The organism is Paenibacillus rhizolycopersici (genome assembly GCF_014947195.2).
Lineage (GTDB): Bacteria > Bacillota > Bacilli > Paenibacillales > Paenibacillaceae > Fontibacillus > Fontibacillus rhizolycopersici.
Genome location: NZ_JADCNN020000034.1, coordinates 1 through 22,400 on the forward strand (window position 1 = coordinate 1; position 22,400 = coordinate 22,400).

16 protein-coding genes are annotated in these 22,400 nt (G+C 49.8%); all 16 read left to right on the plus strand.

The features are described from left to right. Nucleotides 1-968 (plus strand): stage II sporulation protein D (gene spoIID / locus IM700_RS21870; protein WP_239484130.1); only part of this gene is annotated, 968 nt, incomplete at its 5' end. 101 nt (nucleotides 969-1,069) lie between these two features. Further along, nucleotides 1,070-1,816 (plus strand): M23 family metallopeptidase, encoded by a 747-nt coding sequence (locus tag IM700_RS21875; protein WP_155607674.1) that lies wholly within the window; start codon nucleotides 1,070-1,072, stop codon nucleotides 1,814-1,816. A gap of 298 nt (nucleotides 1,817-2,114) precedes the next feature. Continuing rightward, nucleotides 2,115-2,399, plus strand: coding sequence for a sporulation transcriptional regulator SpoIIID (gene spoIIID, locus IM700_RS21880; RefSeq protein ID WP_009223751.1), 285 nt, complete (start codon nucleotides 2,115-2,117; stop codon nucleotides 2,397-2,399). Nucleotides 2,400-2,551: 152 nt separating this feature from the next. Beyond that, complete coding sequence (gene mreB / locus IM700_RS21885; RefSeq protein WP_155607675.1) at nucleotides 2,552-3,550, plus strand: rod shape-determining protein; 999 nt, start codon at nucleotides 2,552-2,554, stop codon at nucleotides 3,548-3,550. A 76-nt stretch (nucleotides 3,551-3,626) separates the two neighbouring features. Then, a complete protein-coding gene (locus tag IM700_RS21890) occupies nucleotides 3,627-4,526 on the plus strand; it encodes a flagellar hook-basal body protein (protein WP_155607676.1) in 900 nt (299 codons plus the stop codon). A 32-nt stretch (nucleotides 4,527-4,558) separates the two neighbouring features. Then, nucleotides 4,559-5,380 carry a flagellar hook-basal body protein gene (locus tag IM700_RS21895; RefSeq protein WP_193417119.1) on the plus strand — a complete coding sequence of 274 codons (822 nt, stop codon included), beginning with the start codon at nucleotides 4,559-4,561 and terminating at the stop codon, nucleotides 5,378-5,380. A gap of 12 nt (nucleotides 5,381-5,392) precedes the next feature. Then, nucleotides 5,393-5,593 (plus strand): DNA-directed RNA polymerase subunit beta, encoded by a 201-nt coding sequence (locus tag IM700_RS21900; protein WP_155607678.1) that lies wholly within the window; start codon nucleotides 5,393-5,395, stop codon nucleotides 5,591-5,593. A 274-nt stretch (nucleotides 5,594-5,867) separates the two neighbouring features. Then, complete coding sequence (fabZ, locus tag IM700_RS21905; protein ID WP_193417120.1) at nucleotides 5,868-6,290, plus strand: 3-hydroxyacyl-ACP dehydratase FabZ; 423 nt, start codon at nucleotides 5,868-5,870, stop codon at nucleotides 6,288-6,290. 37 nt (nucleotides 6,291-6,327) lie between these two features. Beyond that, the gene (locus IM700_RS21910; protein WP_193417121.1) at nucleotides 6,328-8,046 is read left to right on the plus strand and encodes a phospho-sugar mutase; all 1,719 of its coding nucleotides are present in this window, start codon (nucleotides 6,328-6,330) and stop codon (nucleotides 8,044-8,046) included. A 68-nt stretch (nucleotides 8,047-8,114) separates the two neighbouring features. After that, a complete protein-coding gene (locus IM700_RS21915) occupies nucleotides 8,115-10,136 on the plus strand; it encodes a DUF5693 family protein (RefSeq protein ID WP_193417122.1) in 2,022 nt (673 codons plus the stop codon). Then, nucleotides 10,109-11,254, plus strand: coding sequence for a polysaccharide pyruvyl transferase CsaB (csaB, locus tag IM700_RS21920; RefSeq protein ID WP_193417123.1), 1,146 nt, complete (start codon nucleotides 10,109-10,111; stop codon nucleotides 11,252-11,254). The genes IM700_RS21915 and csaB overlap by 28 nt, the downstream gene beginning before the upstream one ends. 14 nt (nucleotides 11,255-11,268) lie before the next feature. Then, nucleotides 11,269-12,030, plus strand: a complete 762-nt coding sequence (locus tag IM700_RS21925; protein ID WP_193417124.1) for a WecB/TagA/CpsF family glycosyltransferase — start codon at nucleotides 11,269-11,271, stop codon at nucleotides 12,028-12,030. Nucleotides 12,031-12,142: 112 nt separating this feature from the next. Further along, nucleotides 12,143-13,264, plus strand: a complete 1,122-nt coding sequence (locus IM700_RS21930) for a glycosyltransferase family 4 protein (protein ID WP_193417125.1) — start codon at nucleotides 12,143-12,145, stop codon at nucleotides 13,262-13,264. A 559-nt stretch (nucleotides 13,265-13,823) separates the two neighbouring features. Then, complete coding sequence (locus IM700_RS21935) at nucleotides 13,824-17,768, plus strand: S-layer homology domain-containing protein (RefSeq protein ID WP_193417126.1); 3,945 nt, start codon at nucleotides 13,824-13,826, stop codon at nucleotides 17,766-17,768. Nucleotides 17,769-17,908: 140 nt separating this feature from the next. Further along, nucleotides 17,909-18,250 (plus strand): hypothetical protein, encoded by a 342-nt coding sequence (locus tag IM700_RS21940; RefSeq protein WP_193417127.1) that lies wholly within the window; start codon nucleotides 17,909-17,911, stop codon nucleotides 18,248-18,250. A gap of 510 nt (nucleotides 18,251-18,760) precedes the next feature. Continuing rightward, a complete protein-coding gene (locus IM700_RS21945; protein WP_193417128.1) occupies nucleotides 18,761-22,399 on the plus strand; it encodes an S-layer homology domain-containing protein in 3,639 nt (1,212 codons plus the stop codon). Nucleotide 22,400: the final 1 nt, after the last annotated feature.

Genomic DNA, 22,400 nt, shown 5'->3' on the forward strand with positions numbered 1-22,400 from the left:
CGCCCGCGCTGCCGGAGGCCGCGGGCGGGACGCCGGTGCGCGTTTACCTCACGCGCACCGGCGCGGTCGAGACCGTGCCGCTCGAGCAGTACGTCACTGGCGTCCTTGCCGCCGAGATGCCAGCCGACTTCGAGCTCGCGGCACTGAAAGCGCAGGCCATCGCGGCGCGCACGTTCATCGTCCGGCGGCTGGCGGCCGGAGATACCGCAGGCACCGCGGGCGGCAAAGCCGACGTGAATGACACGGTGGAGCATCAAGTCTACCTCTCCCGCGCAGATCTGGAAGAGTGGCCTAGCCGAGGCAAAGCCGCACAGCTTGAGAAGCTGCGGCAGGCCGTCCGGCAAACGGAAGGGATCGTCATGACCTTTCGCGGACAGCCGATCACCGCTTCCTTCTTCTCTTCCAGCGGCGGCTATACAGAGAACTCCGAAGAGTATTGGTCGCTGAAAATCCCATACCTGCGGAGCGTGCCTAGCCCATGGGACGCGGCGATCAATCCCAAAAACCGCGAGACCGTCGAGATGCCGCTAGCCCAGCTATACGGCAAGCTGGGGCAGAAGGTGCCAGAACCGGTGCAGACGGCATTGGCTGCCCTGAACGAAGGGGATAATCATGCAAAGAAGACAGCCGGGGCGGTGAAAGCGAAGGCGGCAGCGGAGCTAAACGCAGCCAAGTTATTCAAGACACTTTCTTGGACCTCAGGACGCCGGGTCAAAGAGATTCGCATCGGCGAACAGGTCTACACCGGCCGCGAAGTCCGGGAGAAGTTGGACCTTCGTTCCAGTCAATTTACACTGGCGGTAAACGGAGATTCCGTGAAGATCACGACCTACGGTTATGGACACGGAGTTGGGATGAGTCAGTGGGGAGCCAACGGCATGGCGAAGGAAGGATATACGGCGACCCAAATTCTCAAACACTACTATACGGGGATCTCGTTTCAGCAGGCCTCTCATTTTATCAAGTAAACGCATGTAAAACGGCCATTCTCTTTTTCTGAAAAAAAAGTATAGAGCCGAAGTATAAAAGAGTTCGCCCCGGTAACACTGGTTACTGAGGTGATGAGCAAATGAATGAAAACCAGAAAAAAACAGGACACGAGGAATCTCCTAAAATTGGATTGGGAGAGCCGGTCAAACCGGTATCCGCGTGGAAGAGACTATTGTCGAAGAGATGGGTTTACCCGGCAGCGTATGTGGCGGCAGCGGCAATTATACTAACCTTAGTGTGGGTCTACCAGGATGCGAGCAACAAGCCTTTGGACTCGACCCCCGCCAGCGTGACCGACACTGTAAACTTGTCCGGCGAAGAGGAAGCCGCAACCGAGGAGGGAACGAAAGGGGAAGAAGCGACCGAAGTCATCGCCTCCTCCGAAGATCTCACTTGGCCGGTGGCGAATGTCGCCGATGTGGCCGTCGTGAAGCCGTTCTATGAGAAAGAGGGTTCAGCCGAGGAACATCAGGCCGCCCTGGTACAGTACAACGACACGTTTACGCCGAACACCGGAATCGACTTGGCTCGTGAGGACCGCAAGCCATTCGAGGTAACGGCCGCCATGAGCGGGAAAGTGACGCGGGTTGAAGAAGTGCCGCTGCTCGGGTATGTCGTGGAAATTACCCACGCCAACAACCTGAAGACCGTGTACGAAAGCTTGGGCGAAGTGAAAGTGAAGAAGGATGCCGAAGTGAAGCAAGGCGACACGATCGGCAGCGCCGGCCGTAACGAAATGGAGAAGGACCTCGACAACCATGTCCATTTCACGATTTACGAAAACGGCGAGTTGGTCAACCCGGCAACCGTACTTCCGAAAAACTAACGGTAACCCATCCATCCAACTTATGGGACTGCAAGCCGATCCGGACATCCGGATAGCTGCAGCAGACAAGCGGAGAGCGAAGAGCTCTCCGTTTTTTTTGTTCGCTCACGAATAGAGGCACCTCAGCCGTTTCACCTCCAAAGCATGAGCTTGTCCCGCCCTGCTGCACCTTCCCTCGAGGTGACCAAAGGTAAAATAAATGGCCTCGCCCAGGCTTGTCAGGCTTGGAAACAAAGAATATCTAGGCCCGCCCCTCATATAATGTACCAAACTATCTCGAGTTGAGGGAGGCGGGAGCGTGCACGATTACATCAAGGAACGGACGATAAAGATTGGGCGGTGCATCGTGGAGACACGGCACACCGTTCGAACCATCGCCAAGGAATTCGGCGTTTCCAAAAGCACGGTGCACAAGGATTTAACGGAACGTCTGCCGGAGATCAATCCGGATTTGGCGGATCAGGTTAAGCACATTCTCGAATATCACAAATCGATCAGACACCTGCGCGGCGGGGAAGCGACAAAGATCAAGTATAAGAAAAAAGGTCAATCCAAACGCGAGGTGATTAGCTCGGTTAATTAATGGGTAATTATTTAGTTCACCCATCGAACGATTATCATTGTATCATTCCCCTAAAGTATGGTATTTTTAAATATGGTATAAGATGCGATATTTATCGACTTATGTCGATCATCAAATTTCCGTGATTTAAAAAATACGCTTTGGGGGATCGAATGATGGGCAAGGATATTGGGATTGATTTAGGCACGGCCAATGTGCTGATTCATGTAAAAGGAAAGGGAGTCGTTCTTGACGAACCTTCCGTTGTCGCGATTGACAGCGACGGAAGACGGGTACTGGCCGTCGGTGAAGAAGCAAGACGGATGGTGGGCCGGACGCCCGGAAATATCACTGCAATTCGTCCCCTGAAGGACGGAGTCATTGCCGATTTTGAAATTACGGAAACGATGTTGAAATACTTCATTGATCGGGTGGGCGGCAGAAGCTGGTACAGTCACCCGAGAATTCTGATCTGCGCGCCGACGAACATTACTTCGGTGGAGCAGAAATCGATTCGCGAAGCCGCCGAACATAGCGGCGCCAAAGAAGTGTATCTGGAAGAAGAACCGAAAGCGGCTGCAATCGGAGCCGGCATGGATATTTTCGAACCGAGCGGCAACATGGTTGTCGACATCGGCGGCGGAACGACGGATGTGGCGGTGCTCTCCATGGGGGACATCGTCACGGCTTCGTCGCTTAAAGTCGCGGGGGACAAGTTTGATGCTGCCATTATTAAATACATTAAAACGAAGTACAAGCTATTGATTGGCGAACGGACCGCGGAAGATATCAAGATCGGTATCGGAACGGTATACCCGAACGGACGGATAGCCGAGATGGATATCCGGGGCCGGGATATGGTGTCCGGGCTGCCGCTGACCGTGACGATTACGGCAAACGAAATTCAAGAGGCCTTGGCCGATCCGGTATCCTCCATCGTCGCCACCGCCAAATCGGTGCTGGAGCGCACTCCGCCGGAATTGTCCGCCGACATTATCGATCGCGGCGTGATTTTGACCGGGGGAGGCGCTCTGCTGAACGGACTGGACGAGCTTCTCGCCGAAGAGCTTCGCGTACCGGTGCTGATCGCGGAAGATCCGATGCACTGCGTGGTGAAGGGAACGGGCATCATGCTCGACAATTTGGACAAGGTGCTAAGAAGAAAGTTCTAATCGTCCGATATAATAAGAAGGAATGTGTTGCCCGGTAAGTTAGGGCGTTGAATATATAGCGTTTGGAGGTAAGGCCATGCTAAGAGGTCTCTATACCGCGGCGTCCGGCATGATCGCCGAGCAGCGGCGGCATGATACGGTCACGCAGAATATCGCCAATCTCAATACACCGGGCTACAAATCGGTGAATACGGTGGCGCACTCTTTTCCTGAAATGTTAATTTCCCTGATGGGGGACAAGCAGTCGGGAGCCACTTCGCGTATCGGGAAGCTGGTAACCGGGGTGTTTGCAGAAGAGAGTATGCCGGCGTTTACGCAAGGGGATTTGAAGGAAACCGGCAATGGGACCGATTTTGCCTTGATCTCGCAGCTGAGCCTAACCGACCCGGCAACGGGCCAACCTTATGCTTTTGATGCTTCAGGTAAATTCGTCACGGAGGACGGCGAGGTGATTTATCAGCCTCAGGCTTTCTTCGCCGTAGAGGATAACGAGGGTAATGTGCGTTATACCCGGGACGGCAGCTTCTCCGTGAATACGGCGGGGGAACTCCGAACATCCAGCGGTTATCGGGTACTGGATAACACGGGCAATCCGATCATCCTCAACCCCGGTTTATCCGTGGATACGCTGACCAGCGATGAAGCCGGGAATTTGACGGCGCTCGACAATACCGGTGCCCCGGTGAATCTGGGTGCTCTGGGACTTACGGTGGTCGAACAACCTTATCAACTGGTTCGGGAAGGCAACGGAGTCTACCGCGTCGCTGACGAAGAGGCGGCGGGCGTGCGCGAACTGGTGCAGGGTACGGATGTGGCAGGTGTACGCCAAGGCTACCTGGAGGTATCCAATGTGGATACGGCTCAATCGATGGTGGATTTGATGGCCGCCCAGCGGGCTTATGAATCCAATCAAAAAATGATCCAATATTACGATCGTAGTTTAGATAAAGCGGTGAACGAAGTCGGCCGCGTGTAAGGTAAGCGAATGGCTATAACAGGAGGTGCGGCATGAATAATACCATCATCAGCGCGATGGTTTCGATGAGCGGGATTCAGCAACGTCTGGACTTGCTAGCCGACAACATCGCGAATGTGGATACGGCGGGGTACAAACAGAAGCAAGCTAACTTCGAAGATACGTTGACCCGGGTACAACAGCAGACTTCCGATCTGAATTTGCCTGGCCGCGCCACGCCGTCCGGCTTCACTCTCGGCTTCGGTTCGAGAATGTCGCAGGTGACGGTGAATTATACTCAAGGCTCCATTAAAGAGACCGGAAATCCGACGGATTTAGCGATTCAAGGGAACGCGATGTTCAGTGTATTGACGCCGGATGGCGTTGTGGCTTATACCCGGGGCGGGGATTTCCACGTTCAACCGGATCCGGCCGATACCGGCGCCGCTTTTTTGGTGAATAATCAAGGGTATGTTGTTTTGAACGCGGATGGGGACCCGATCACGTTCCCGTCCGATGCCAAGCTTAGTGTGGATGCGGAGGGGAATCTCCTTGCCACGAACGGGGAAGGAACGGCCGAAGTGGGACGAATCGCTTTGCTGACGGCTGAACGGCCGGATGTGTTGGTCCAGAAAGATGGCAACTTGTTTGTCCTGGCAGCGGGTGTTGATCCGGCTCAGGCTATGGTCGATACGATGAGCCTACCGCAGGATCAGCGGGCAAGCCTTCGCCAAGGGGCGCTCGAGGCTTCCAACGTGGATTTGACCGATGCGATGGCGGAAATGCTCCAGGTGCAGCGCGCTTATCAATTGACGGCTCGAGCGCTGACTTCCGGCGAAACGATGATGGGCTTGGCCAACAACTTGCGCGGATAGGTGGGAAGCTTCATGACGGAAGACAATCAACCGGTTGCCAAACGGCCCGCCTGGATCGTAATCCTGCGTATTGTGCTCGTGTTGCTCGTTCTCGTTGTAGCTCTGGCGGCAGGTACCGTCGTAGGTTACGTCGTTTTCGGCAAGCAGGATGCTTCGGATATCTGGAGCTGGTCGACGTGGCAGCATGTTTTCGATTTGGTGTTTGCTTCGTAAATGACGCATATATAATAGAAGAAACAGAACGAATTTAACAGAAATGTCCACAAACTCTCGGCTGACGGGAGTTTTCTTTTTGTATGCGAAAAATGTATAATGATGGGGGACTCTACGGCAATAGCAAGTCAAAAGGGCTTTATCCGTAAGCGACCGAGAGGTCATTTTCGGATAAGCCCCTTATCTTAACCTTCGCTTCTGCAGAGGCGAAGGATAACTACAGTGTGACCGGATGCCTTCGCTTTTATTCCGCTAAATCGAAAGGAGATTACATATGTTAAACACGAATGAAATCCAGGAGATTCTTCCACACCGTCCTCCGTTCTTGCTGGTGGACCGCATTATCGAGCTCGAGGAAGGCAAACGGGCTGTCGGCATCAAGAACGTGACGATCAATGAGCCTTTCTTTACCGGACATTTTCCCGGATATCCCGTCATGCCTGGCGTACTGATTACTGAAGCGTTGGCGCAGGTTGGGGCTGTGGCGATATTGCATGTGGAGGCGAATCGCGGCAAAATCGGCTTCTTGGCGGGTTTGGATGAATTCCGCTTCCGCGGCCAAGTGGTTCCGGGGGATACGCTGCGTCTGGAGGTCGAAATTACCCGCATGAAGGGTTCGATCGGCAAAGGCCATGCCATCGCCAAGGTGGACGATAAGATTGTCGCTGAGGGAGATATCATGTTCGCCTTGTCCTAAATGGGCTGAAGAGAATACTGAGGAGGAGAAACAACCAATGACTGAAATCAGCATGGCTGTACGAGAGAAGCTGGAAGGTTGGCTGCAAGACCCATCGATTGATGAAGCGACCAAACAAGAGTTACGCGATTTGGAAAATAACCCGGCCGAACTCGAAGACCGATTCTATCGGGATTTGGAGTTCGGTACGGGCGGTTTGCGTGGCGTGATCGGCGCCGGGAGCAACCGCATGAACCTTTATACGGTAGGCCGTGCTTCGCAGGGCTTTGCCGAATATATTCTGGAAGCGCATGCCGGCCAATCGGGGGCGCCTTCGGTTGTAATTGCGCATGATTGCCGTCACTTCTCGCCGGAATTTGCGCTTGAGGCGGCTTTGGTGCTGGCCGGCAACGGGATTGTCGCAAAGCTGTTCCCTTCGCTTCGCCCAACGCCACAGTTGTCGTACTCCGTACGTTCGCAGAAGGCTACCGGGGGCATCGTCGTTACGGCGAGTCACAATCCGCCGGAGTACAACGGCTACAAAGTATATAACTCGACGGGTGGACAGCTGGTACCGCATGAAGCGGAACAGGTCATTGCCCGGATTCAAGATATCGCCTCTTTTGCACAGGTCAAGCGGTTAAGCCGCGAGGAAGCGGAAGCGAAGGGGCTGCTCGTATGGCTGGGGGCCGCCGAAGATGAGGCGTTTGCGGAGACGGTGGCGAACACCAGCGTTAACCGTGAACTGATGGCATCCGGTGCGGCTAAGGACCTCGTGGTCGTCTTCACTCCGCTGCACGGAACAGGAAATCTTCCCGTTCGCGGCGCATTGGCGAAGATCGGGTTTACGCAAGTACACATCGTGAAGGAGCAGGAATTGCCGAATGGCGATTTTCCAACGGTGAAGTCTCCGAACCCGGAAGAACGGGAAGCCTTTACGATGGCAATCGAGCTGGGCAAGCAAGTGGGCGCTGATTTGCTAATCGGCACGGACCCCGATGCAGACCGGATGGGTGCGGTCGTGCGGACGCGAGATGGTGAATATGAAATCCTTACGGGTAACCAATCGGGCTCCTTACTCGTCCATTATGTATTAAGCCAATTAAAGGAGAGAGGAGCGCTACCGACCAACGGCGCGGTCGTCAAGACGATCGTAACCAGTGAATTCGGCGCCGCCATTGCCCGCCATTACGGAGCTACGGTGTTTAACACGCTGACCGGCTTCAAATATATCGGCGAGAAGATGAATGAGTTTGAAGCCTCCGGCAAATTTACTTATTTGTTCGGTTATGAGGAAAGCTACGGATATCTGGCGGGCAACTATGCGCGAGACAAGGATGCCGTCGTGGCTTCCACGCTGATCTGTGAAGCGGCTGCTTATTATAAACGCCAAGGCAAGACGTTGATCGACGTATTGGAAGAGCTGTACGGGCAATTCGGCTACTACCGCGAAGCGTTGGCATCCCGGACATTAAAAGGGAAAGATGGTTTGGCTCAAATCGGCGCGCTGATGGAAGCGTTCCGCAGCAATTCGCCGGAAGAAGTCGGAGGCGTACGTGTATCCGAAGTGCTTGACTACTCGCTTGGACTTGACGGTTTGCCGAAGGAAAACGTTCTGAAGTTCTTGCTGGAGGATGGTTCTTGGTTCTGTCTGCGTCCATCGGGTACGGAGCCGAAGATCAAATTCTACTTTGGCGTGTGCGGGACTTCTACGGAAGACGCCAAGTCTCGATTGAATCGGATTCAGGACGATGTGCTGGCTCGCGTCGATAAGTAAACGGATTGTTTAAGTTTGGGGAAACAAATAACAGATGTGGATTGATGCATTTTTGAGGAGGTACCTTAGTGATTCGAAGTTGGCAGCGGTGGAATAACGCTTCCCGCAAATGGTTGTGGGTTTTGGTGATAGTCGGAATCCTGGCATCCGTGCCGGTGATCGCACAGCGGGTTCAAACGGAATCGTCCGCGAATAAGGTGGAGTTCGTCTTTAATTATCGAGGTTTGGTGGATATCGCTTCGTATCAGGCGGATCCGCAGGCGTATCTGGACGAACAGCTGGACCGGTTGAAGGAAGCCGGCGTAGGCACGATGGCGATGTTTGAAAGCACGCTCGACGAATTGTCGAAGACGCGTCGAATTATGGTGTTTAGTTCCGTGGAGGCTGCGAAGCTGAACGGGGCCGTCATTACGGAGAACGGGAATTACACGTACCTGGCTTTTACCAATGCGGAGAACGAAGCGCAGTTGAAGCCAATGATCGAAGCGGCGTTCCGCAAACTGGACGTGCCGGTGGCGAACTGGCAGTATCAGGATCAAGGAGGTCTCGTGATCGGCATGGGGATGGAGGAAGCGGTCATAAAGCCGTTGCCGCTGGATCCCATCGCGTTCGCTATGCTGCGGGAGAAGGGCTTTACGATTCTACCGCGGCTATCTGACAATATCCCTTATGATCAGGAAGAGATGGATCAGGAGCTGGCCTTTTTCGCCGAGAATGGGGTCACCCGCATTTTGTTCGATGGGGAAGCGGTTAAAGGCTATACGGATAACGAGTCGAAAAACAGCCTGCAGGGATTTGCCGATTCGCTGAAGAAACACGGCATTGGTATCGCGGCCATCGAAAACCTGAAGGCCCCGCAAAAAGGCTTCAACAAGCTGGCCTATTTGATCGACTATAATGTGGTGCGCCTGCACTCTTTGGCCGATACGGAAGCGACCCAGGAAAAGGCGACGCTGGCCGACCGGTTCGTGCTCGCTACCAAAGACCGGAATATCCGGATGGTGTATCTCAACGCATCCGCTTCTAAGGACTTGGCAAAAGCTGCGATTACGAATCCAATCGACAATTTGATCGGTTCGCTGCAAGCTCCTGGTAAGGCCATTGAGCGGATCGAAAACAATGGGTTCGAGCTGGGACAGGCAGAAGCCTTTACGATTCATGACGCAAGCTGGCAAAAATACCTCAAAGCGTTGGTCGTTCTCGGAGGCGTAGCGTTCGTAGCGCTGCTGATTTCCTTCTTCTTGCCATCGCTCACGCTAGCGGCTTTTGTGCTCGGATTGATCGGCTCGGCCGGACTTTACGTGCTGAAGCCGGTATTAATGGAGCAGGCACTGGCTCTGTTCGTCGCCATCAGTGCTCCGACGATCGCCATGATCCTGGCAATTCGCAAGGTGCAGGAACTGCAAGAGAAGCATTCCACCCTGCTGCCTGGCGGACGCCGGTTGACGCATACGATCGTGTTGTTTATTAAAACGTCATTACTATCACTGACCGCCGTACCATTCGTCATCGCCCTGCTGAACAACATTACGTACAGTTTGGTGCTGAATCAGTTCCGCGGCGTAAGTTTGCTGCATTTGGGACCGATTTTGCTGATCGCGATCTATGTGTTCCTGTATCGGGGGAACTCGGTCTGGGAGGAATTGCGGAAATGGCTGAACATGCCGATTACGGTATTATGGGTAGCCGTTGCTGCGGTGCTTGGGATTGCGGCTTTGTATTATTTGTCCCGGACCGGCAATGCGGGAACGCTGCTGCCGGGCGAAGCGGCCTTCCGCTCCTTCCTGGAGAACGCCTTTGGCGTGCGGCCGCGGAATAAGGAATTTTTGCTGGCGCATCCTTTGTTTATTGTAGGTTTGTTCGCGGCCTTCCGCTATCGTTGGGCGATGTTCGCGATGATTATTGCGGTGATGGGCCAGCTGTCGATGGTCGACACGTTTGCGCATATTCACACTCCGGCAGTGCTTTCGCTGATTCGCGATGTTCTCGGTATGGGACTGGGACTGGTGATGGGTCTGATCGCCGTTCTGGTTTGGCAAATCATTGAAAGGTGCTGGGATAAATGGTCGCCACGACTACTAAAACTTTAGTCCTGTCGGGGTATTACGGATTTCGCAACAGCGGGGACGAGGCGGTACTTCAATCCATCTTGCTGGCCCTCGAAGAGGAAGGGCTTACCACGGGCGTGGATATTAAGCCCATCGTGTTGTCGATGGATCCGGAATGGACGAGTCGGACGTACGGCGTGGAATCCGTGCACCGGATGAAACTTGGCGAGGTAAGGAAGGCTATAAAGAGCAGCGACGGTTTGATCAGCGGAGGCGGCAGCCTGCTGCAGGATGCTACGGGAATGAAGTCGATCCCGTATTATCTGGGTGTAATCAAGCTGGCGCAATGGCTCGGCAAGCCAACCTTCGTTTACGCCCAAGGCATCGGACCGGTGAACCGCAAGCTGTTCCGGCCGTTGATCGCTTCGGTGTTCCGGCGCTGCGACTATATTTCCGTGCGCGATGCGGAATCGGCGAGTTTGCTGCGGGACATGGGACTTCGCGGCAAGGACGCCGTTCAGGTCGTGCCTGACCCTGTCATGGGATTGGCGTTGTGGGAGCATGTCGCTGGGCCGGAGGGGAACGGCGGCGTTTCGGGCGAGTCCGCCTCGGAGCTGCCGGTGGTTGGCGTGTCGGTTCGCTTCTGGAACGAAGCTCGAACCGAGCTGACGCAGCTGGCCGAGGGGCTCAAGCTGCTCTGCCGCCGCAAGCCGGTGCATATCCGGTTCCTGCCATTTCATTTCCCCGGCGACGACGAAGCTTCGCGCTTCGTGATGGAACGGCTGGGAAATGTGGCGGAACGCGGTTGCACCGTGAGCATCGCGCCAGAGACGGAGCACCCGCAGGATATGCTGCGGGAGGTCAGTCGGTGCGGCCTGCTGGTCGGCATGCGGCTGCACAGCTTGATCTACGCCGCCTCGCAGAACGTCCCGCTGCTCGGCGTCTCGTATGACCCGAAGATCGACCATTTCCTGGGTCGCATCGGAAGCGTCCCGGTTGGGACCACGGAGGAGCTGGATCCGCGGATTCTGGCCGCGGAAGGGGAGCGCCTCCTGCAGGAAGCCGGGACGTGGCGCAAGAGCCACGCCGCGCAAATCGCGGATTTGAAGCGGGAAGCACGGGTGCCCGCGCGGCGGATCGTTGAATTTTTACGAAAGTGATGGGTGAACAGGTGATGACCAAGATCAAGGAAGGTATCCCGACGGTTTCGGTATTTGGCGTACCCGTCTGCAAATGGGGAATGAAAGACACAGTCGCTCATTTAACGAATGCGGTTGCGGACAAGGCGCCGCATCATGTGATAACGGCGAACCCGATCATGATGATGGCGGCCATCGAGAACCCGGAATACAAAGCGATGATGCAAACCGCTGAATTGATCGTAGCGGACGGAACGGGCTTGGTCTGGGCCGCGCAAAAAGGCGGCGATCCGGTTGCGGAACGCGTGCCGGGGTACGAGCTGCTGCATGAATTAATGAAGCAAGGGGAACGCCGGGGCTGGAAGGTGTACTTGCTTGGCTCAGCGCCGGACGTTGTGAAGGAAACCGCCCGCCGGTTGGCGCTGCAATATCCCGGTACGACGATTGCGGGATACCGCGACGGTTATTTTGGGCCCGATCAAGACCAGGAAGTCATCGATGAGATCGTCAAAGCCGCTCCCGATCTGCTGTTTGTCGCCCGGGGGGCGGACACGCAGGAGCCTTGGATCGCGAAATACAAAGACGTCTTGCGCGTCCCTGTCATGATGGGGGTCGGCGGCAGCTTTGACGTCATTTCCGGACGCACCAAAAGAGCCCCCATGGCGTTCCGGAAGCTTCGACTGGAGTGGCTGTACCGGTTGCTAAAGGAACCTACCCGCTTCCGCAGAATGCTTGCGCTGCCGAAATTTGCCGTGCGCGTGCTGCGGGAGAAAGAAAACCTTACGAAAATGGGCTAAATGTCTCGATTTCCATGAATAACTGCGGTTTTTTGCACAAATACGGGGTTGGTGTTTCTCCTCATTCGGAGTATAATCATTCCGGTGCAGAACAATTGGAGGTCGAAATGTAATGTTGATGATTTATATCATCGGGTTCATCGTTTCACTTGGCTTGGCTTTGGGCCTAACGCCGCTCGTTAAGAAGTTTGCAATTAAGGTCGGTGCTGTGGACGTACCCAATGCGCGCAAAGTGCATACACGAATTATGCCGAGACTCGGTGGTTTAGGGATTTTCTTATCTTTTGTCATCACGTTTTTTCTGCTTCTCCCGTTCCTTCCGGACGTATTCTCGGTACGCGAAGTGAACTTCATCAAAGCTTTCCTGGTCGGTGGGACGATCACCGTGCTGCTGGGAGCTTTCGACGATCGCTTCGATTTACCGGCCAAACTTAAATTTGTCATTCAAATCGCAACGGCCTGCGTGGTCGTGTTCGTGTTCGATATACGTATTGAATTCGCTAATATTCCGTTCCACACGTATGCCGCCGTGGAGACCTGGGTAGCGATTCCGTTCACCATCCTGTGGATCGTAGGCGTGACGAACGCTATTAACTTGATCGACGGCTTGGACGGACTGGCAGCAGGGGTTTCCGCTATTGCTATCGGTACGATCGCCGTGATGTCGTTCCTGATGGGTAACGTGATGGTGGCGCTGCTCTGCTTGTTGCTCCTGGGCAGCATTATCGGATTCTTGTACTTCAATTTCCACCCGGCCAAAATCTTCATGGGCGACTCGGGCGCCCTGTTCTTGGGCTTCAGCTTAGCGCTGTTGTCGCTGCTCGGCTTTAAGCAGATCGCGATCGTGTCGTTCCTGACGCCGCTGATTCTGATCGGCGTGCCGCTCTCGGACACGATGTTCGCCATCGTCCGCCGCTGGATGCAGAAGAAGCCGATCTTCTCGCCGGACAAGGGTCACTTGCACCATTGCCTGCGCGAGCTTGGATTCAGCCACCGCCAGACGGTGCTGATCATTTACGGCATCGCCGCCTTCTTTGGCGTGCTGGCCGTCATCCAATCGTCGGCCGCGATGTACAACGCCAACTGGGTGACGTTCGTCGTCATCTGCGTCATGGTCTTCTTCCTGCAAATCGGCGCCGAGGTCATCGGCCTGATCGGCAAGACCAAGCGCCCGGTGCTCGACTTCCTCGCCCGCATGCGCATGAAAGCCGGCGCTGAACGCGGCACGAAGTAACAGCAACAAGTAAGCAACAGTACGAAATTATAGCATCCCTAAATGCAGGACGATTATGCATTTCTTGACTTGATGAGTGGACAACCCCTGATTGGCTTAGTAAAGCCGTAGGGGTTGTTTTTTTGTATGCATGTCTGCCACGTTTCGAGGGGGGCTGACGTAACGGACACCAGAGCCGTTATTTGCACGGATGAGCTTATTGCGTGGATGCTAACGGACCGAGGTGACCTTAATCCGGTCATCTTTGGTGAATTTGCGTAAGTAAGGGTCCAATAAGGCCCGTACAGTCCGTTAGAACGGGAAATGTCCGGGAAATGTGCAAATAAGGTCATTGGGGTCCGTTACAAAGCCAGGAGAGGAATATCCATGAGCAAACCCTCGTCGGAATCGCCGAGGTCTTTTTCGCGTCCCGCGATTTTCATTGGATTCTTCTTCATGTTTTCCTAAAATTCTTCCACTTTTCGACCGATAACATATGTAAGTGACGCTTTTGGGCAGTCCCTGCCGAACTTTGACGGGGACATCAACACACACTACACGACAAAGGAGAGATTAATCCATGCAACGCTTTAAGAAGCCGATCGTTTGGCTCGCTCTGATTGCCCTTGTGGTTGGCTTGTTACCAGTGGGCGCAGCCTCTAAGGCTCACGCAGCACCTGATAACTGGGCTCCTCCAAGTTATTTCATTCCCGATGATGTTATGTTACAAAGCACTGTATCATTAGATCCTAAAAGTACTGATGTCAAGACAAAATTAAGCAGAGAGAATGTACAAATATCGAATAGTGCGGATTTCCCTATCGATGGATCTTTCAAGGACGTGAGTTCAAATCTGGAAGTCACAGTTCAACAGTTGAATTCGACTTCTACCGGTTGGGTACCGAATGCTACAAATGTGGCCTCCACAAAGCTAACGGATAACGGTAATAATCGCTTCTCTGTAACTTTGAAGTTGTTCCCTGGTTATAATAAAGTCACCTTCTCTGGCACTCAGGGGAGCACCAAGCGTACAGATACATTCTATATTTTGTTTGACAAGGTTCCGACATTAATTAATGCGCAAGTTTACTGGCCAGGAGGCACGGGGGTCAATCTCAATGAGGACGCACGTGCAGTCGTCTCAACAAAACGAATCATGATTCGTGGTACATTGAGTAATGCCACTAAAGTCGGTGTAAAGGTTAATGGAGAAGAGTCTCAATGGGGGACCATACTCGATAATGGAGACTTCTTTACAAGTTACTTAACTTTGAAATCTGGTCTAAACACTTTGGAAATTGGAGTAGAAAACGAAACAAGTAAAATAACGGCGACAAGATTAATTTATTTTTTTGATGAGAACCAACCATTCGTAGAGTTGAATTTGTACCATGATGGTTCGAATATCGATCTGTTGTCTCAGAAGCCAATCATTTCAAAGACGCCAAACGAGGCAGGATTGTCTGGACAGGTCCTTCTTCCATACAAAAGCGAAACATACGCATCAGGCGGTGTGGCTACAAACCCTATCACCGTGTCAGTTAATGGCGGTACTCCTAGTTCCCTTGCCACAACAGTCACCGAGGAAATTGTCATTCCAGGCGCTGACGGAATAACGCCTGCTTATCGCTTGGTCACATTTAATACATCTGGGAAATTTACATTTGCAAATACTGAGGATCAGGATATTGAGGTTACTGTAAAATATGGAGCTGACCCGACAAAACAATACACGGGTAGTCACAAAGCTTCATTCAAATATCTCGAGGGGCAGAAGGTTATTAAAAGCATCCATCTGCTGGAGAACTATACTGGAGGGGACGTAAGTAAGGCTACCAAGAAATTGATCAGCGGCTCTCAGAACAATATTCCTCAAGTTAGCTCATCCGACTTTTACATCCTCGTTGAAAGTACGGAAGCAATTGATGATAGCAATGTATTGAATGGTATGTATTTACCGCTTAGCACCAATGCTTTGAATATTACAGCTGTTGATCCCCAACCAGCTGGAGTAACAGCAAATCAAGTACTATATAAAATAGAAGGATTTGCAAGTGGTACGCAGCAGGTACGTTTTTATTTAGATGATTCTAATGCGTACTACAACGGCAATATTACTTTTGTTTCCAGAAGTAGTATCCGTGTCAATAATCTGTTGAACGGCCAGACGATTGAAATTGATTCGGCTGCTACAACGACTAGTACAATCACCATAACAGGTGAATACACTGGGTTTGGTGATTCTACTGCATCTGGATTTAGTTTTTATAATCAAGTTGTTGTTAATGGTACAGAACGTTTTCCTAATAATCAGGACACTTGGCTAAATCAAACAACCGGTCAATTCTCCCTTACATTCAATGTTGCGAATACGGGCCCTCTGTACTACGGGCAAAATACGATTGTGTTGTCTGGTAAAACTTCAGGGACCAATCCCAACATCGTGACAGAAACATTACGTTTCTTTATCGTTGATAAGAATAAATCAACCATCGACAAATTTATTCCCGTAGCAGCCCCATCTGATCCAGCACAACGGGTAACTTTTGTCGAAGATATCGATTCCAATAACATTGATAAGATTTTTCAACAAGCAACGGACTTTACACCAACTGACACCGGATTTATTACGGGTCGAAGTAGTTACGATTTAGTGCTGCATGGTGGTGGCGCTGAGCGAATAGAACTTTATTTGGGTAGTGAACTTTTCTTTGCTACAGACATAAGTTCAACATCAGCCAATAACTATAAGGTCGGACAGCCGATCAGTGAAGGCAAAACAGGCTATGTTTACGATTTTGCAGGTACGCAGCAGAATTTTATTTTAAGAATCAGGGACATTAAGTTTGATAGTCAGGTTTCCATGAGTCATATCTACAATATGGATCTTATCAATCGAACTGGATCCAGAACTAGCCAAAAACTGGAGGTCCAACGAGAGGTTTCAGCGTATCGTATTATTGCTCCGCAGCCCACGGTAGGTGGCCAGATCATAGTGAATAAGAACTTCGTTCGATTTGATATCGAGGCTGAGGGGGCCACCGCAGTAACGATCGGTAAGGATACTGCTACCAAACGCACCGATTTGGAGGCGAATTCGATTAGCCGATTTAGTTACGACTACGTCGGCTTAAAGAAGGATGCATGGAATACAATTAAAATTAATATTGACCGTAATGGAATTAAGACAAGTACTGATGTTAGGGTGTACTATGCAAGCACCGTTGCTATAGACTCTCAATTCATGGCTGAGAAAGTAAGCAACAAATATAGTGTGTTTAATAAACAACTTGAGTTAACCTTCCCTAAAGGTACCGTATTGCAGAATGCGTTAGTGCCGAAAAACGAAGTTGTAAAGTTCTATCCAGATAATAAGCTGTTGTTTGGGATAGCGGATCCTTCGGATGGTGTAGTGGAAAGAAGAAATGATTATGGGAATGTGATCTTCGATCCACTGAGCGGCGAAGATAGCGGTTATCGTGAAATTGGCAAACCCGATTACGAAGTGTCCTTGTTCGTTGCAGAAGATTATAACTTCACAAAAGTATCGGATGTCTATTGGATTAGTGGTGGTATAGGCGAATTAGAGAACTCGCCGGCAACCAATGGTTTGCCGCCTTATTCCTCCTGGTATTCGTTCCCTTCAAAGAACAGCACTGACCCGGTTAGTTATATGTTAATTGATCCAACTCGGAGACTTGTTCCTTCCGCACGTGGAGAACTAACGTTAGCATATAACCCTAATGTAGTCGATGCCGCAGGTACTACATTGACCGTATTCCGTTTAACGGAAACGGGTGAATGGGAGAACATCGGCGGCGAAGTGGATACGAAAAACCACACGATCACAGTGCCGTTTGACAAGTTCGGTTATTACAAAGTCATGAAGATGAAGAGCAGTTTCAAGGATATTACGGATCATAGATGGGCGCGTGATATTCTTAATGGCTTATACGCTAAGGGGATCATGAAAGACAATGGTCTTCGTTCGGGTCTGTTTGGAACAGACGATGAGATCAAGCGAGGAGAATTTGCCACGTTATTGGTCAAAGGCTTGAATCTTCCTCTGAACTATGATGACAATCAAACATTCTTTGAAGTTGGCCCAGGTGCCAAGACAAACACTTGGTCCTATGAATACATTGAAACCGCAGCGAGAGCTGGTATCGTAACTGGTCTTGGGGATGGATACTTCGGTGTTAATGAAAGTTTGACTCGCGAGCAGGCTGCAGTCATGATTGCAAGGGCGTTGAAATTGAAAACAGCTATAAACGATAGTAAGTTGGAGGCGACCTTGGCAAAGACATTCCTAGACTCCTCGAAAATCGATATTTATGCTCGTCCCGCAGTTCAGGCTGTATACAAAGCCAAGATTATGAGCGGTAATCCTGTCACGGTTCCAGGACAGAAGAAATCGTCTTATAATTTTAACCCGGATAGCCCAATGACACGGGCTGAAGCTGGAAAGATAGCGGTGGAGTTGCTTAAGAAGAGCACTAGTATCTTCCCTAAGAACTTTGGCTAATTTAAGGTGTACAGGCGGTTGGAGACTTATGATCTCTGGCCGCTTCTTTTTTTTCCAATTACATCATTTTGTGTTTTCGCCCACTTTACGTTAAAATAAGCAGAGTAATAGACAATACGCAAAAGGGTGAACTTGAACAGATGAAACCGATCCTATCTAAACCGCAGTTGGGTTATTCAAAAGCAAAGCGCAAATTTGAGGATAAATCCAAAGTTTTAGAGAAGCGCATTGAAGAAACTGCAAAGCTGCAAGAAGTAACCCAGGAGGTCATGGAAGGACTAGTTATAGAAACTGGCTTTCATGATGCTTTCACCGAGCTGCGTGAAGCGGAGAACGAATTGATCGAGTGGTCTCATAACACCATGAAGCATGAGAAGACATACAAGGACAACAAGCAAGCTGTTGATGAGATGTATGAGAAATTGAATACCGATCCGCAAATGCGGGCTCGTATTATCCAATTGGCCATGAGAGTAAGATAAATTCTGAAGCCTATTGGTACGAGATTACCTATAAGGCGTCCCATTTAGGACGTCTTATTTGTCGTGTCCGAACATACAATGGAGATAGCGTGAAAATGGGAAAAGTTGCTTAATGACTGACATATTCCGGCATGATATACTAATTTCCGTCAGGCGGCAAGGGAGTCAAAAAGGCGTAACTAAGGGGAATCTTAGAAAAAGTTACAATCTCGCAATTTTTTTTAAAACCCCCGCAACTTTTTGAAACCTGCTGCGTTTAAGATGTAGAGCATTGACAATGGCGACCAAATTAGACATGGCAAGGTGTTCCTCATAGGGAAACTTGTCTATCTATTAGAAAAATTAGCTTTACGGCTCTAGGGACCCATTGTATAATGTTTAGGTAGGATTAGGAAACTAGTCTATTTCTACATTCTATCAAATGAATGAGGTTACAAGTTTCTGCAGTTTTGCTGCAGACCTAATTTATAGGAAACTTGCTCAAGCTCTAGAAAGGGGGTGCAATGGCTAATGAGTAACACGAGCTATTCATTTAAAGAAAATTCTCATGTGATAGTTAATCAAGGAGGAGAAAAAAAGGTTATGAAGAAAATTTTGTCCGTAGCTTTGTCTACAGCAATGGCATTCTCCATGTTTGCTTCCGTAGCATTCGGTGCTGATGCCAAACTGACTCCAGAGCAACAATTTAACACATTGAAAGAAGCAGGTATCGTATCTGGCTTCCCAGACGGCCTGTCCCACTTGGAAAAAACGTTGACTCGCGCTGAACTTGCGAAAATCATCGTTAACTCCATGAGCTTGGAACCAGTTGACGCTACTTCTTACAACGATAAGAACTATGCAAACCACTGGGGCCGCACTTACATTGAAGCTGCTACACAAGCTGGCATCCTCAATGGTAAAGATGCAGCTAAGAAACTGTTCGATCCGAACGGTGCAGTAACAGTTCAAGAACTGGCTAAAGTTCTGGTAACTGCTCTGAAACTGGAAGTTCCTGCTGACGCTAACAACACAGCATCCGCATGGGCTAAAGGTTATGTAGCCGCAGCTGTGGAAAAAGGATTCCTTCCTGAAGGTATCAACTACCAAGCTCAAGCTACTCGCTCCCAAGCAGTTGTAGCAGCTTATGCTATCTACGAAACAACTCAAGCTACCAAAGTTAAATCCTACAAAGTTGTTGACAGCAAGAACATTGAGTTCACGCTCTCCAACGACGAAGTAGTAAAAGTGACTTTGGAAAAAGAGCTGGAGCCTAACAAAGAAACTGAAGTTACCTTCAAAACTGCAGCTGGTGAAGAAATTAAAACCACTGTAACTTGGGAAGTAACTGCAGCGACTAAGGTTGAAAAGGTAACTGCAGACAACCTTAAGGAAGTCGTTGTAGCATTTGATGGCAGCGTAACTAAAGAAGAAGCTGAGAAAATCACCAACTACAAACTTGGTGACAATACTCTCACAGCTATCTCTAGTGCTAAATTGAATGAAGATGGCAAGTCTGTTGTTATCAACCTTCAAAGTGCACCTAAACTTGAGAATCAAAAGACATATAAGTTGACTGTAAGCAACATTGCGGGTGTTAAATCCCAAACTGTTGAATTTACAGCTCTTGATGTAACTGTGCCTTCTGTTAAAGGTGTTTCTGCACTGGGTAACAAAGTGATTTCTGTTAACTTCAGTGAACCAGTTGATAAAACAACTGCTGAAAACAGAGTGAACTACAAGTTGAATGGTTTTGTAGTGAATGGCGAGATCAAATTGTCGTCTGATCTTAAAACTGCAACTATTACACTCTACAGCAGAATGTCCAGTGGCGATAATAAGTTGACTGTAACTGGAGTAAAAGACTACGCTGGAATGACTATCATCAACTACTTGGATCAAGCGTTCTCTGTAGTGGAAGATAAAACTGCCCCAGCATCTTTTGAAATTGTTTCGGCAACATTGGATGCAGCAACAATTAAATTCAATGAAGCGATTGACAAAGACTCTGTTGATAAAGCCAATTTCTATTGGGCTGACACTACAACTGCCAAACACGCTGCTTCGAATGTTTACCCATCGGACAGCACATTTACAACTTGGGTAGTTGAGTTTACTGGTTCTGATAAGCTTCCAGCGCGTGAAACTACTCTTTACACAGACAAAATTCAAGATTTGTCGGGCAACTCGGTAGCTTCTTTGAATGCAAAAGTCAACGCTACTGTAGATGTGACTAGACCGGAAATCAAGAATCTTGACTTTGGTAAGGATTCTGCTGGAAACTACTTGACTGGCAACAAAGTACTGGAATTGTCCTTTAATAAGAAAGTTGATCTGGGTCAATTCACTGGAAGCAATGCAGAGAATATTACTGTGAAAGACTCTGACAACAAAGTAGTAGCTATTGGTGCTGCTGCAGCTTACAAAGTGGTTAACAGCATTACCGACTACAACACAGTACTCGTTACTCTTTCTAATTCCTTGAAAGACGATACCTCTTACACAGTTGAAGTTAAGAATGTTGTTGATGCTACAGCTTTGAACAACAAAATGATCCCTCAAACATTTACTGTCAAAGCACCATTGGTTACAGCACCAACTGTAGGTACTGTATCTGTTCAATACAATAGCATTGACGGTACTAGCATCATGGTTCCATTCTCTAATGAAATGACCTTGAATGGCGAGTACTCCATTGTTAAGAGTGACCGTTACATGATTCAAATCGGTTCCAACTGGTACCTGCTTCCTAGTGAGAGCAGCCTGGCTCCAACCTACGACAACAAAGGTGTAATCATTCGTATTCCTGCTGATGCTAAGTACGATGGAGCTAACACGATTACTGCTGCTTCTCAAGTTAAAGGTGTTAAGGTTACCTTGGTTGCTGACAAGAACGGTAACAAAATTAGCGGATTGACGGTGGAAAAAACCGGTGCGGGTATTTCCTTGGCAGCTGCCGCTTTGTTGGGTGGAGATGATGCTCCAGTCGCAACTGCAAATGATACAGTTAAAGTAACATTTGACCGTCCTCTTGCTTTTGTTGACAGAAACGACTTTAGAATTAACAGCACAATCACCCCTGAATCGGCTACTTATCAAACAGTAGGCGGCAAGGGTGTAGTAACTCTTAAACTTTCTTCTGATACTAAATTTACAGGAGATACTGGTGTGGCTGTAACAACTGTTGCATCGCCAGCATCTAAAGATCTTTTGGGTGCAAGCATCACTGGTGGACTTAGTGCTTCCATCGTTGATAAAATTGCTCCATCTCTTGTAGCTACTAACCCAGTACAAATTACTGCTAAAAACCAAATTACACTTACTTTTGACGAACCATTGCAAGATGCATTTGCAGGTGCTAACGCACAAGCAGTGGCTTCGAGCTTCGTAGTAACATATGGTTTGAACAATGATAAACTTGTTGCTGGTAGTGATTACACTGCGGCTATTGGGACTGCTCCAGCTGACAATACCGTCGTAATCACCATTACAAAGGCTGCTGAACTTACTAATGTTAAGGTTGCTTCTAATGACAGCTTGATGTATGTATTTGACAAAGCTGCTGTTTCGGTTGCTAACTCTAACAAAGTGTCCTTTGAAGCTAAGACTGCTACTCTTGCTACTGGCGTATCCGGTATCGATACTAAAGGTCCAGAAGTTGCAGGCGTTACGAATTTGGGCGTATACAATGCAAATGTAACACCAACATTTGATGGAACTGCTACTTTGGCTAAGGACGGAGGAGCGCCAGCAACATTTGCTACTGGTACAGCTATCACAGTTGATGGTTCCTATGTACTGGTTGCTACTGATGCTGCTAGTAACACGACGACTGTTAACTTTGTAGTTGATAAAACGGCTGCTACTGTAACAACTAAGTTGTCTGCTGCTGGTACGTTTACTGCAACAGGAACTCAAACGCTGGTGTTTAGTGAAGAGCTGAGTGCAGCTTCTAAAGCGACCGTTAAGGCAGCTGTTGATGCAGCATACGTCGTTAACGGAACTGCAACGGTTTCTAGTGCTTGGGGTACTGGTGCTTCGGCTAATACATTGACCGTTACTCTTGGCGGAACAATGGACGCAACAAACACGGTTGTATCCTCTGCTATTCCAGCACAAACTGTAACTGATTTGGCTGGTAATACTTCCGTAGCACTTGCTTTGCAATAAT

Bases quoted from the DNA above. Each gene is read 5' to 3' on its own strand.
- IM700_RS21910 (WP_193417121.1), top strand. From the start codon at position 6,328: ATGACTGAAATCAGCATGGCTGTACGAGAGAAGCTGGAAGGTTGGCTG.
- IM700_RS21875 (WP_155607674.1), top strand. From the start codon at position 1,070: ATGAATGAAAACCAGAAAAAAACAGGACACGAGGAATCTCCTAAAATT.
- IM700_RS21890 (WP_155607676.1), top strand. From the start codon at position 3,627: ATGCTAAGAGGTCTCTATACCGCGGCGTCCGGCATGATCGCCGAGCAG.
- IM700_RS21900 (WP_155607678.1), top strand. From the start codon at position 5,393: ATGACGGAAGACAATCAACCGGTTGCCAAACGGCCCGCCTGGATCGTA.
- mreB (WP_155607675.1), top strand. From the start codon at position 2,552: ATGATGGGCAAGGATATTGGGATTGATTTAGGCACGGCCAATGTGCTG.
- IM700_RS21925 (WP_193417124.1), top strand. From the start codon at position 11,269: ATGACCAAGATCAAGGAAGGTATCCCGACGGTTTCGGTATTTGGCGTA.
- IM700_RS21945 (WP_193417128.1), top strand. From the start codon at position 18,761: ATGAGTAACACGAGCTATTCATTTAAAGAAAATTCTCATGTGATAGTT.
- IM700_RS21935 (WP_193417126.1), top strand. From the start codon at position 13,824: ATGCAACGCTTTAAGAAGCCGATCGTTTGGCTCGCTCTGATTGCCCTT.
- IM700_RS21930 (WP_193417125.1), top strand. From the start codon at position 12,143: ATGTTGATGATTTATATCATCGGGTTCATCGTTTCACTTGGCTTGGCT.
- fabZ (WP_193417120.1), top strand. From the start codon at position 5,868: ATGTTAAACACGAATGAAATCCAGGAGATTCTTCCACACCGTCCTCCG.
- csaB (WP_193417123.1), top strand. From the start codon at position 10,109: ATGGTCGCCACGACTACTAAAACTTTAGTCCTGTCGGGGTATTACGGA.
- IM700_RS21895 (WP_193417119.1), top strand. From the start codon at position 4,559: ATGAATAATACCATCATCAGCGCGATGGTTTCGATGAGCGGGATTCAG.
- IM700_RS21940 (WP_193417127.1), top strand. From the start codon at position 17,909: ATGAAACCGATCCTATCTAAACCGCAGTTGGGTTATTCAAAAGCAAAG.